Genomic DNA, 13,603 nt, shown 5'->3' with positions numbered 1-13,603 from the left:
TTTAATTAAGCTGCTCGATTACCTAATGTACCATCATCAATCGCTTCTTTCGGAGTACCTACCACTTCAGCAATTTTGTCCCCATTCTTAAAAAATACAAATCCACCATTTTCCATTTTTGTCCAATTTTCATCTTTGGTTAATGGAAAGGTCGTAATGATATTCACTTTATCGCCTTCCTTTGCATAATCACTAAAATCAATAACACCATCATCATCAATTCTGTGTGCTTTACCAAAAGGCGCTTGTCGCATGACATAATGTAAATTCGTCGAACAATGGGCTATCATCCATTCTCCATTAGAAAGAATAAAATTAAATGTGCCGTGTTGAGCCAGCTCTTTTGTTACTTTTTGAATAGCCTCAAAAATTTCCATTTCACTCGGTTTTTTACGAAAAGTATTTTTAAGATATTCCGCCATATAACAAAAAGCAGCTTCAGAATCTGTAGAACCTATTGGCTGCAAAAAATGTTCTGTCATATCTGGTAGGTTTTTCAAATTACCATTATGAGCAAAAACCCAGTTTTGCCCCCAGATTTCACGAATAAACGGATGAGTATTTTCAATATTCACTTCACCCTGAGTCGCCTTACGAATATGTGCAATAACATTCAAAGACTTGATTTTATATTGCTTCACACAATCAGCGATAGGTGAAAGGCTAGCAGCTTGATTGTCGCGAAAAATACGTACTCCACGCCCTTCAAAAAAAGCAATTCCAAAGCCATCTGAATGACAATCAGTTAAACCAGCACGACGACGAAAACCTTCAAAAGAAAAGACAATATCCGTCGGCGTATTACAATTCATTCCGAGTAGTTGACACATAATTTAAATAAGTTATAACCTCACAATATGTGAGTGATTTAACACCATTACGAAAGGAATATCAAGAGAGATTCTATGTATTTTTCATGTCATGTAGGTATTAGGTCTCTTCGAAATGATTCTTTTAGTTAACACAATATTTTCTAGAAATCGTTACTGATTATTTCTAATAAGAGTTATTTAAAGAAATAGGATTTGAAAATTAAAGTAATAAATATTGATAAAAAGAAATGGGGATGACGTAGATTACCGCTAAATACCGAACTATTTTCTCAATGTTTTAAGCTGTTCTTTTGGTGCTCCAACGTTAAACCGAAATTCACATTCCTTCAAGAATAAAGGAAGTTTTTTCGGTCAATTTCATTATATTTTCGGAGTATTTTATTCGCCTGACTCCAGAAATTTTCTATTCCATTTATGTGGTTTTGTTTCACCGCAAATAGTTCGTAATGATAGATTCGTTCGTGGTGAAATTTGCTCACATTAAAAAACTCATCGGCTTCAATGGCTAAATGATAGCTAATGACTTTAGGAATTTTTCGGAAAAACAAAATTGCTGAATTGGCGTGGATACCAAGTAAATAAGCCGCTGCTCGGGCTGTAACTTCTAATACAAAAAATTTAAGTAGCTTATTTTGTATAGATTTATTTAATTTACAATGAGTTATCTTCATTTTATAGACTAGCGCACTTGCTAATCTACGTTAGCCCCTTATTTAAACAAGAAAAAAGGCGTATTTATTAATACGCCTTTCTTATACACATAATTCTGATTTATGCCACAGTTAATTGTCCCGCATATAAAACAAAGAAACGTAGACAGAATACCCCAATTAAGTCAAAAATTGACACCAAGATAATAAAGTTACGGTTGTATTTTAAACGGTCATTAACAAACATATTGGCGATTAATGGGATCAAGATACCAATAAAGAATACCCCAATCCAGAACACAGCTCCCCAAAAACCAGATAATGCATTATGTAATGCAACTGTTTTTTGTCCACCACCAAAATGTAAGCCAACGAAGAAACATACAAGCAAACCAAGTTCTGTCACCATAATAGGTACTTCAAATTTGTGGATGAAGTGCGATTCGTGAGAATCACCTTTTAATTTTCCCGCAATCAAGATAATTAAGAAGGTTGCAGCAATACCAGATGATGTACCAGAGGCTAAGAACAATGCAGGTAATACAGGATTATTCAACATTGGATAGCTAATTAATGCAGAAAGTAAGAACCCTGTGTATGCTCCAAGCACTGCAGCCAATATGAAAAGAATAACTTCGACTGGACTTGCAATACGTTCTGCAATACCGATGAGTTTCATCACAAATTGCAGTTTTGGCATAAAGCGATTAATTAATGCTTCGATTTCTTTTTTGAAAATCACCACTCCCCAAATTACTAAAAACAACATATAGATTTGGAATAGCATGACCCCCATCGACATTACGGAGTTAAATTGATAGTTAAACATCAATTTCCAGAATGTCCAAGGTCGAGCCAAGTGGAAAATTAATAGCGTTAAACCAATTAATGTTGGTACAGAGCCTAAAATTACCCCAGATCGAATAATCCAGTTTTGGCTTAGATTTTCTATTTTATTACTGCGTTTATACGCAATAGCTAACTGTACCGCACCAGATGAGATCCCCAATAAGAACAAGTAGATCGCAATGGTAGAATCCCACACTAGATTAGGCGTATGAAATGGAACTGGATAATCTAATGTCATCTTCTAGGCTCCCCATGTTGGAATGGAATGTGGTACAAGTTTGGTTGTGTACCCAATTCCACTTTAGTGCGATAAACCGGTTTTTCTTTCACTTTACGTGAAACTGCACTCATTGGATCATTCATATCCCCAAAGGTTAATGCTTTGGTTGGACAAGCTTCCACACAAGCCGGTTGTTTACCATTAGCTAAATTTGTATCGCGACAGAAGTTACATTTATCTGCGGTACGATGTACTGGATGAATAAAACGTACGCGATATGGGCAAACTGCTATACAGTATTGGCAGCCTACGCATAAATCTTTATGTACATCTACAATGCCAGTCTCTTTATCAATAAAAGATGCACCAGTTGGACAAACTGCTACGCAAGGTGCATTTGTACAATGTTGGCAAGATTGACGGAAGAACTCATATTCCTGATTTGGAAATTCACCGTAAGGCTCACTGCGCAAGATTTCCAAGCGAGAAACGCCTTCTGGCACTTGGTTTACATCACGGCATGCATCCATACAGGCTGTACAGCCGATACACGAGTTTTCATCGTGTACCATTGCGTAACGTTTAGGTTTATCCGCCTTGTCTTCTTTCGCAAAAGAAGGTAAAGATGTTCCCGTCATAAGGATCACTGCCCCCATGCCGGAAACAAAGTTTCGGCGTGAGCAGGCTGTCATTGTTTATCCTTTTGTTCGGTTAGTTTATCTTGTTCTGCTTTACGTTTTTGTTGTTCACCATGGCAATCTACGCAAAGTTTAACGCGTTGTTTTGGTTGAATACCTTTCATTGCATCTTCTTTCGGGTGAAGAGTATGGCAACTTGCACAAGGTAATTTCATTGCGTGTACATCATGCGCCCATAGTTTTTCACGAAGTTTGTCAGGTTGGTGACAAGCAAAACAAACTTGGTTTTGTTCTTGAACTGAATACATCGGTTTTTTATTACCGAAAATATCCCCTTCAAAACGCATAACATCTTTAGCACCACGACGATGATTTTCAGAAACGTTACCGTGACAGCTTACACAAGTAATTGCTTTACCGTTATTTGGATTTTTTTTATCTAAGTGTGCACCATGGAATTTACCAAAGTGGAGTTCTCCACCAGACTGATCTACAGTTTGGTTTTTATCTACTTTGTCGAATTTATGGCATTTAGCGCAATATTGATTTGGATCGCGTTGGTTATCTAATTGCGGTTCATAAGTAAAATGATCCGCAGGTTTTTGTGCATCATCAGCATGAGCCAAAAATGGCGCAGCTACAAATGCCGCACTTAACGCTAACGCTTTTGCAGATTTGTTGATTAAAGAAGTTAAATTCATTTGGGTTACCTCAAATTTGACCTTGAAAATCACCGCACGTTCTAGTTTGCACTTAAAAGTGCGGTGGATTTTTCATTTATTTTTGTGCTGGTGGATCAACTAATAAGCCTTTTTCTTTAGCTTGTTGTTCCCATTGTGGTACCACAGTTTTTAAGAATTCTTCTTTAGCTTTGCGTTCTTTTTCAATATCAATCCCCATTACTTTCCACGCTTTATCAGCTGTTGAAATATCTGGGATTTGAACTGGAGTTTTAACACCGTGTTTAGTTAAGATTGCTGCAAGTTTAGTACGAGCATCCGCGGCTTTATCTAAGCCAGAGCCTAATACACGAAGCATTACTTCAGGTGCGTGCATATGGCCACCGTGGCTCGCTGCAGCATAATCCCAACGCCATTGAGCATGACGAATATCCATTAATGCCGCTTCCATTTCTTCTTTAGTTGCACCTGCATCCCAAGCAGCTTTCGCTTCAAAGTGAGCTTTAACAACTTGCTCTTCTAAACGACCCATTACATCTTTCACTTCTTTTTTACGTGAAGTAACGATATCGCGTAATTTTTCTTTGCTTTGATCGTGACAGTTTGCACAAGTGCGGTCAAATGCATCGAATGGATTTTGAATTTGGTGATCAGTATAAACTTTACCGTCTTTACCTTGTACTTTAGGCATGTGACAGTCTACACAAGTTACACCATTTTTACCGTGCATACCTAAAGACCAAATTTCAAAGTCAGGGTGTTGAGCTTTTAACATTGGTGCTTTAGAAAGGCTATGAGTCCAGTCACTAAAACCAATTTCATCGTAATATTTTTCAATATCATCAACAGTTTGACCTTTATTCCAAGGGAAGGTTACTTGTTTGATATCGCCTGCGAAGTAGTATTCAACGTGACAGTTTGCACAGATTTCAGCGCGTTTTTCAGTACGAGCTGCAGTGTTGAAACTTAAATTATTGTGTGGGCGACCTTCCGCTTTATCTTTTTCAGCAGTTGCTTTTTCTAAAGCGTCAAGCGCGCGTAATACGTGTGGACGAGCAATACGTAATGCTGGTTTTCCTTCAGCAAAATCTTTAGAGGTCGTATCGTGACAGTCAGCACAGCCGATTGAGTTCACGATTTCTGGACCACCTTTTGCCCATTTCGCGTTGAAATAATCTTTTTCGCCCCATTCCGCAATTAAACGTGGAACATCAGGCCCTTTACATGTCCAACATGCCATTGGTTGTGGACCATCATTTGCAGTTTTTGGTGCGCCAGTTCGTAGAATGTTACGAACATCAGTCACCGCATAAAAGTGACCACGCGGTGCATTGTATTCTTTTGCAAATGCATAACCGCCCCAAAGAACGATTAAGCGTGGATTTTCTTCATCGGCATAAATAATTTTTTCGCCGTTTCCGTTTGCAGTTGAACGCCAGCTGTTATATTGATTTGGATATTTTTCTGCAAATTTTTCATTTACAGATTCAATTTTCAAATCTGGTTTTACTGGTTCAACAGGTTGTTCTAATGGCTTATAAACCATATCAGCTATCGCTGAGTTAAATAAGCTTAAACTCGCGAAAGACGCTGCCACAATGAGGCTTTTTTTGAATGCGTTCACGATAATCACTCCATTTGTTGTAATAAAAAGGTTAGGTTAAATAGAAAGTTGAGAATTATTCTTAATACCACATAAAATGTGTGGATATAGATTCACTCGCGCGTAAGATATCAAAAGAAAAAAGTTTTTCCACTCGCATAACTAAAAAATGTGAGATTGATCAAACTTATTTTTCAAAATACTTACAAAGAGGTATGTGTTGTTTTGAATAAATGTAAGGCGGTTTATACCGCCTTAATTTTGAGTATTATTATCATTAATATTGACTAATAATATTTGCTATTCTTTTATCCGATATTTGATATTTTGTACCCAGCTGTTGAGCAAATAAACTGACTCGTAATTTTTCTATCACGTATTAAATTTATTCGTTAGATCATTAAATTACGCTAAGAATAGCAACTCAGCCAAAACGGTTTTGCAGAAAAACTGCATCGCCCAAAGTGTATCTGTCGTTTTGAATCAAGCAACCACAACCCGTCACTTGCCTTTTTACAACGTACTACGGAAGGATTGGGGAAGAAGGTTTATGTGGAGTTTTGATAAGCAAAAGTGCGGTAGATTTTGAAAGTGTTTTTGAGGTTGAAAGACATTTGAAAAATGACCGCACTTTTAAAAACTAAAAGATGGTACAAGCATCCTCGCTTGGACTAAATAAGTACAAGTGTGGACGCTTGCGCTATTTTGGAAAAGGCACACGTTAGGAATCGTGCGCCATCGAGGGGACCTACTTTGGGTATATTATTTAGAATTTTTAGATCTAGTAGTTTTGAGAGATAAATACAATGTCTCATATGTGGTTAATAACTTTGCCATTTGAGTATCAATTACATCATGCTTATCTGGACTTCTTAATTTTTGTAAAAGTTTAACAATAAATTTAGCTGGTAATTTTATGATAAGTGCCCCATGAGAAAAATATATTTCTTTTGTCCAATCTAAGTTATTACCTGTTAATTCTGGTTTGTCATCTCTATTAATAATGAATCCTAGTTTACCATATATCCCTGTCAAATAGGATTGCAACTGCCTATATTCAGAGTTATGCAATTCTTTATAATTCTTAGCATCAAATATAACTTGTCTAGAAGAATAATCTTCATACACCCTTTTCCAAAAGTCAGATTTAGAATTATTCGTGCCTGTGATATCTCGGCGTTGAACGCTATCCATGTTAGGATGCTTTCTGATATCAGTTAAATGAGCTGCAAACACTACTCGCAAAGCATCAACACACCACTGTTCAAATTCAGAGGCTCCTTCTCTCCCTTCTGGAATAGATTCTAAGGCTGATACTATTTGGCCAATTTTTCTATTTCTAATTTCTGGATTATCTGAAACAATATTTATATCATATTCATCATGAATACTCTCCGCTTCTTCAGGACTTAATGTATTCTTATCGAGATTTAATGCTATCCAATAACACGGATGAATTAGAATTTTATCATCATTATCAACTCCTTTATCAGGAGTTCTTCCATCATGACAAAATACAAAACTAGATGATTGTTTACTAGAAATACCAATAAATCCAACACTATATAAACCTTGCAAAATCCCCGTATTTTTTAATAATTCAAATTCTGAAACAATTTTAGGATCTCCTTGCGTCTTAGCTGTTTCATAACTTGAGTCTATTTTTTGTAAACAAGAATATACTGTTAATTCAGGATCAATATCTCTAAAATGGCTAGTAACAATTTGAATAGATGGAAATATTTTGTTATATTCTTTCCATAAATCTTCTAATCTGGCTACAGAGATAGTTTTAGCTGCACTATCTACATCACTATTAATAATGACATCTCTATTCTCTCTAAATGCATTGTAAAAAGACTCATTCATTAGTGATAAAAGATCTCTAGGTCTATATAAAGTAAACTGTAAACATCTCTTAAACCCATTTCTCCCCTTTAGTTCATCAGCGGTCACACTATCCCAAACTTTTTGATCTTTCTCTTTCTCAATATTAAAAGCTACTCGCATTCTCCTAACGACTAACGTCAATAATTGAGCCCAATCCCAATGCAATCTTATGGCTTGTCCTTCCAAATTACGTGAGTAATCTGGATCCTGCTTAGATAAGGTTCTAAAAATATTATCACGAAGAAATATGATAGGTCTTATATGATTAGTTTTTTTATTTAAGTCAATACTCGCATAAGTAATACCAGCTATAATACCAACACCAATATTATCAGACTCATATCCCTCATCTAATTTATCCATCAAAATTTTTATCTCTAAATCAGAAGAAATTATACAATCTGTGATTATTCTCTCAATATCTGAAAGCTCTAAATTGAATTGTAAATCCCCTATTGAACCTTCAGGATCACTTTCATCTAAATATTTTTTAGCAATTAATCTACATCTCCGAAAAACATCTCCACTAGCAGAATTCCATTCTTCTAAATGTTTTGAAATAATTGGCGATTTAGGCAACAGCTTAGATAATTTATAGTGACTAGAGATATATGATGATATCTCCATTAACATTGCATATTTCCAAAGAATCTTTGTTACTGCTCTAGCTAAATTAAAATTACTAGAAAAAGGCCGCAAAATAGCTCTGAATCCAATAATTTCAGTATCATCTGGTGAAAATGTGAGTACCAAAATTTTTTTATCACTTTCCCAATGCTTTTTCAGTTGTTGAAATAAGGCACTTTTTCCTGTTCCTCTTCTTCCTACAACAATAGTCCTATCATCTGACTCTATTAGAGTTCGGAAATCTGGAGTTTCTAAAAATGCTGAAGAAAGCATTCTCTTATCATTTTCTGCAGTAACATCACCAAATGGATTTGATTTATAGTTAATGGATTGGTTCATATATACACCTTAAGATAATTTTGTATAAGCCTGATAACATAATATATTAAATATATTGTATTTCCCCCTATAAAAATACTAAAGAACAGAAATATATTTTATATATCTATTAGCAAGCATAATACAAAGAAAGTATGAGAAAATAATCAAAAGATTTAAAAAACAATACTATTCTTTAAAATCGTTCTATAACATTCAAAACCCTCTTCTCCGACACCTGATACTTCGTGCCTAATTGCTGCGCAAATAAACTCACACGCAATTCTTCAATCATATAGCGAATTTCTGCCACTTCATCGGAAATAGGTTTAGATTTCGGAAGTTTAGCGAGCAATTGTTGGTAAGACTGTTGTACCTGTTCCACGCGTAACATAGCCGCACGATCGCGGTTCACATCTTGAGCCAGTTTATCGATACGTTTATCAACGGCTTGCAGATAGCGCTGTAAATCTGGTAGACGATCGTAACCGCTCTTTTGCACAAAACCTTGATACACCAAGCCTGAAAGTTGTGATTTGATGTCGGACAATGCGAATGCCATCGTGAAATCCATTTTGCCTTTTAGACGTTGGTTTAAGGCATGGTTGAGGGATAGGATCTGCTCCACTTTCTGTGCAATATCGACGGTCACTTCGTTCAGGTTTTCTCGAACGAAATCACGCAATTTTTCAAAGCCTGCTTCATCCCAAACAAACCCGCCAAAATCGGCAATCAGTTTATCCACCGCACAAGCAATACAGTCGTCAATCAAATCTAACACGCGACCAAACGGGGTAAAATACAGACCCAATTTAGCCTTATTCGGCAATTTTTCATGCAGATATTTAATCGGCGATGGTACATTAAGCAACAACAAGCGGCGTAAACCTTGTTGCATCGCCACCGCTTGCTCAAATTCTGTTTCAAATAGTTTAATACCTACGGCATCTTTTTCATCTACAATGGCCGGAAACGCTTTGACGCTGAAACCACGTTGTTTTTGTTCGTAACATTGTGGTAAATCTGCAAAACTCCAAATATGCAGCCCGCTTTGTTCAATACCATCATCTGCCACAGCAGAAATGCTTTCCTGCACGCGATCTTTTAAGTTAAATTTCAGCTCATCCAAATTCATGGATTCGGCAATTTTCTTGCCATTTTCATCCACCACGCAGAAGGTCATTTTCAAATGGCTTGGAATTTGTTCCCAATTCCAATGTTCCGCTTCTACGGTAACACCCGTCATGCGACGCAATTCATAAATTAATGTATCCAACAATGGTTTTTCCAACGGCACTGCGCGCCCTAAAAAGGCTTGAGCATAATTGGGTGCAGGCACGAAGTTACGGCGATAAGATTTCGGCAGAGATTTAATCAACGCAATCACCAATTCTTCACGCAAGCCTGGAATTTGCCAGTCAAACCCCGTCATTTCCACTTGATTGAGCAACGGTAACGGAATATGCACTGTCACCCCATCTGCATCGGTGCCTGGTTCAAATTGATAAGTCAGTTTGAGTTTTAAATTGCCTTGATGCCAGAAATTTGGGAAGTCCAACTTGCTCACTTGCTCCGCATCATCATTAATCAAGAATGAACGTTCAAAATTAAGCAATTCCGGATCTTTTTGCTGCGCCTTTTTCCACCAGGTATCAAAATGTTTTTGGGAAACCACTTCCGTGCCAATACGCTGATCGTAAAATTCAAAAAGCGTGCGTTCATCCACCAAAATATCGCGGCGGCGACTTTTGTGTTCCAAATCCTCTACTTCTCGAACGAGTCGTTGATTTTCTTTGAAGAATTTATGCTTGGTATTCCAATCCCCTTCGACTAAGGCAGATTGAATAAAGATCTCACGGCTTACCGTTGGATCAATAGCACCGTAATTCACTGGTCGCGCAGCCACAATCGGCACACCGTAAAGCGTGACTTTCTCATCAGCAATCACGGCGCCACGAGATTTCGACCAACGCGGTTCGGAATAGGATTTTTTTATTAAATGCTCGGCAAGTGGCTCGATCCATTCTGGCTCGATTTCCGCCACCATACGCCCCCAAAGTTTGGAGGTTTCCACTAACTCTGCCGCCATCACCCATTTCGGTTGTTTTTTGAAAAGCACAGAATTGGGGAAAATCGCAAAATGCGCATTGCGGGCGCCAAGATATTGTTGTTTCTCCGTTTCTTTCAAACCGATATGAGAAAGCAAACCGCTTAAAAGTGCGGTATGAATTTGCTGATATTCTGCTTTTTCAGAATTAATCGGCAAGCCCATTTCACGGACGGTTAAACGAATTTGATGATAAATATCTTGCCATTCGCGAATACGTAAATAATTTAAGAAATCCTTTTGGCATTGACGGCGTAATTGGTTTTTACTCAATTCTTTTTGTTGTTCTTGTAGATAACGCCAAAGATTGAGGAAAGCCAAGAAATCTGATTTTTTATCGGCAAAACGACGATGTTTTTCATCGGAAGCTTGCTGTTTTTCTTGTGGGCGCTCGCGCGGATCTTGAATAGATAAAGCAGCAACAATAATCATCACTTCATGCAACGCACCTTGTGAAACTGCGCTCAGCAACATTTTCGCTAAACGTGGATCCACAGGGAGTTGCGATAATTGACGGCCTACTGCCGTTAATTGACGTTTCTCGCCCGTTTTAGTGCGAACCATTTCAAACGCACTCAATTCTTCCAACAGTTTTATCCCATCTTGAATATGGCGTTTATCTGGCGCATCAACAAATGGGAAAGCTTCAATATCATCCAAACCCAATGCCGTCATTTGCAAAATAACGGAGGCTAAATTGGTGCGCAGAATTTCAGGATCAGTAAACTCCGGACGAGAATTAAAATCCTCTTCCGAATATAAACGAATACAAATCCCTTCACTTACACGACCACAACGACCTTTACGCTGATTAGCAGATGCCTGTGAAATGGGTTCAATCGGTAAACGTTGTACTTTGGTGCGATAGCTATAACGGGAAATTCGTGCAGTACCCGGGTCAATCACATATTTAATGTCCGGTACGGTCAATGAGGTTTCTGCGACGTTGGTCGCCAACACGATGCGATTTAATCCGTTTGGATGGAAAATTTTATTCTGTTCTTGCGCAGACAAGCGAGCAAAGAGCGGTAGAATTTCCGTGTGTTTTAGATTTTGTTTTTGTAAGGCTTCAGCGGTATCACGAATTTCACGCTCACCATTCATAAAGATCAAAATATCGCCACGACCTTCTGCTTGCAGTTCATCCACTGCGTTGAGAATGCCTTGTAGCTGATCTTGATCGTCTTCTTCCACTAGGGGACGATAACGCACTTCAACAGGATAGGTTCTGCCTGAGACTTCAATAATCGGCGCATTGTTAAAGTGTTTAGAAAAGCGTTCTACATCAATGGTTGCAGAAGTGATGATGACCTTTAAATCACGACGACGTGGTAAAAGCTGTTTCAGATAACCGAGAATAAAATCGTTGTTTAGGCTGCGTTCGTGGGCTTCATCGATAATCAAACAAGAATATTGGTTGAGGAAACGATCGTTTTGAATTTCTGCTAGCAGGATCCCATCGGTCATCAACTTGATTTGCGTATCATCACTGATTTGATCGTTAAAACGAACCTTATAACCAACTAAACCGCCCAGCTCCGTTTCCAGTTCTTCCGCAATACGCGCTGCCACCGAACGAGCGGCAATACGGCGTGGTTGAGTATGACTAATCATGCCCAAATTGCCGAAACCTAATTCCAAACACATTTTCGGCAATTGGGTGGTTTTACCTGAACCGGTTTCCCCTGCCACCACAATGACCTGATGTTCAGAAAGCAGTTTTTGAATTTCTGCTTTGCGTTGACTAACCGGCAAACTCTCTGGAAAAACAATCGGATTTTTGACCGCACTTTTACGATTTTCTACACGTAATTGAGCCTGTTCAATCTGCAGCTGGATTTCAGCGGCAACAGCTTGTTGAGCCTCTTGGCTTTTAATCTTACCGATGCCATGGATGCGGGCGGATAAGCGACGTTGTTCCACCAACATGATGTCATTTAATTGAGAATAAAGAGATTGTTGTAAAGGTGTTAATGCGTGTTTTACCGATCTGTTTTTCATAGAGATTTACTTTTGAAACTTCCGTAAGTTAAGCTAATCCATCCGATTAAAAATAAAGTTCCGCCAATAGGCGTAATCCACACAATTACATTGCTTGCTCCGAAAGCGAGGGCGTATAAACTTCCACTAAATAATAAGGTTCCAATTAACCAAGAATACATGGATAAACGGGCGAATTTGTTGTCACGTAAAGCGGATAATGCAACGGCAAGTACTGCAATAGTATGGAACATTTGATATTTTAAACCCGTATCAATCCATGATAATGCTTTGGCTTCTAATATATGACTTAAGCCATGTGCTGCAAATGCGCCTAGTGAGACACAGAAGAAACCGCTTAAAGCAGCAAGAGTAAGATATTTGTTTTTCATTTAAATTTTCCCTAAAAGTAAAGCTAATATACCTGCAGCAATAAGTGGGCCAACAGGAATTCCACCTAAAAATGCTACACCAATAATTGTGCCAATAAGCAAGCCAGTGACTAAAATCGGTTGTTCGCCCATTAAAGGCACACCTTTTCCGGCAAGCCATGCCACAAGCACACCAACGGAAATGGAAAGTGCCATTTTCCAACTAAGAAAACCTGATAAATCAGGCAACTGAATTTTCCCGGAAACTAAGGGGCTTAAAACCCCAATGGTTAAAATAATGATACCAATTTTAATGCCATATTTTTCAAGCAAAGGAATGTGTGAAGATAAAAAAGTTTGCTGCATGATAAGTAATACGGCAGCAGAAATGGTAATTGCATTGTTATGACTGAGTAACCCGAGAATAATTAAAATCACCAGTAATAAGGCGATTATATTGAATTGTAACGACATACTTGAAAAGTGCGGTGAAAAACAAAAAAATTTAAGGCGCATTCTATCATGAAAATGAATAGAATTACCGAACACTCTATTTATTTAGAAATTGCGTTTAAAGTTTACAGATGTGAATAATTTTCATTTATCGTTTATGTTTTTTTGGTTTATTATACCGAAGTTTTTATTGGAATTTATTGTTAATAAGGCATTATGTAGTCAGTATGATTTCAATGAAAGCATTAATCGATATCTTTATATTTAAAGGAAAAAGTTATGAAACCAACGTTAAAAACAACCGCATTAGCGATGTGTATTGCACTAAGTTTGACTGCTTGTAAATCTACTTCAAATTTTGCAGATGCTCGTCCAACACCAGTT

The 13,603-nt window shown here is 37.7% G+C and carries 9 protein-coding genes and 2 pseudogenes; all 11 read right to left on the bottom strand.

Annotated features, from left to right (window positions below; genetic code table 11):
• Nucleotides 1–5: 5 nt before the first annotated feature.
• Entirely contained in the window at nt 6–830 is an 825-nt protein-coding gene (locus tag AAX15_RS07105) for a class II glutamine amidotransferase (RefSeq protein ID WP_046939771.1), read from the bottom strand.
• Nucleotides 831–1,094: 264 nt separating this feature from the next.
• Nucleotides 1,095–1,504, bottom strand: a pseudogene (locus AAX15_RS07100) (hypothetical protein).
• Nucleotides 1,505–1,604: 100 nt separating this feature from the next.
• Entirely contained in the window at nt 1,605–2,570 is a 966-nt protein-coding gene (gene nrfD, locus AAX15_RS07095) for a cytochrome c nitrite reductase subunit NrfD (protein ID WP_009500169.1), read from the bottom strand.
• Entirely contained in the window at nt 2,567–3,244 is a 678-nt protein-coding gene (gene nrfC / locus AAX15_RS07090) for a cytochrome c nitrite reductase Fe-S protein (protein WP_046939769.1), read from the bottom strand. Before nrfC ends, nrfD begins: the two co-directional genes overlap by 4 nt.
• The gene (gene nrfB / locus AAX15_RS07085; RefSeq protein WP_005634454.1) at nt 3,241–3,891 is read right to left on the bottom strand and encodes a cytochrome c nitrite reductase pentaheme subunit; all 651 of its coding nucleotides are present in this window, start codon (nt 3,889–3,891) and stop codon (nt 3,241–3,243) included. Before nrfB ends, nrfC begins: the two co-directional genes overlap by 4 nt.
• Before the next feature lie 76 nt (nt 3,892–3,967).
• The gene (gene nrfA, locus AAX15_RS07080; RefSeq protein WP_046939768.1) at nt 3,968–5,494 is read right to left on the bottom strand and encodes an ammonia-forming nitrite reductase cytochrome c552 subunit; all 1,527 of its coding nucleotides are present in this window, start codon (nt 5,492–5,494) and stop codon (nt 3,968–3,970) included.
• A 256-nt stretch (nt 5,495–5,750) separates the two neighbouring features.
• Nucleotides 5,751–5,852: pseudogene (locus tag AAX15_RS09730) on the bottom strand (DUF3418 domain-containing protein); the annotation flags it as partial.
• Between the two features lie 383 nt (nt 5,853–6,235).
• The gene (locus AAX15_RS09640; protein ID WP_046939766.1) at nt 6,236–8,329 is read right to left on the bottom strand and encodes a P-loop ATPase, Sll1717 family; all 2,094 of its coding nucleotides are present in this window, start codon (nt 8,327–8,329) and stop codon (nt 6,236–6,238) included.
• A 175-nt stretch (nt 8,330–8,504) separates the two neighbouring features.
• The gene (hrpA, locus tag AAX15_RS07070) at nt 8,505–12,416 is read right to left on the bottom strand and encodes an ATP-dependent RNA helicase HrpA (RefSeq protein ID WP_046939764.1); all 3,912 of its coding nucleotides are present in this window, start codon (nt 12,414–12,416) and stop codon (nt 8,505–8,507) included.
• Nucleotides 12,413–12,787 carry a DUF423 domain-containing protein gene (locus tag AAX15_RS07065; RefSeq protein WP_046939762.1) on the bottom strand — a complete coding sequence of 125 codons (375 nt, stop codon included), beginning with the start codon at nt 12,785–12,787 and terminating at the stop codon, nt 12,413–12,415. The genes hrpA and AAX15_RS07065 overlap by 4 nt, the downstream gene beginning before the upstream one ends.
• A complete protein-coding gene (locus tag AAX15_RS07060) occupies nt 12,788–13,240 on the bottom strand; it encodes a DUF441 domain-containing protein (protein WP_046939760.1) in 453 nt (150 codons plus the stop codon).
• Nucleotides 13,241–13,603 lie beyond the last annotated feature (363 nt).

The organism is Haemophilus haemolyticus, assembly GCF_001008275.1.
In the GTDB taxonomy this organism is placed as follows: Bacteria; Pseudomonadota; Gammaproteobacteria; order Enterobacterales; family Pasteurellaceae; genus Haemophilus; species Haemophilus haemolyticus_P.
Note: the sequence above shows the minus strand (reverse complement) of the source record. Positions and strands in the feature narration are given on the sequence as shown.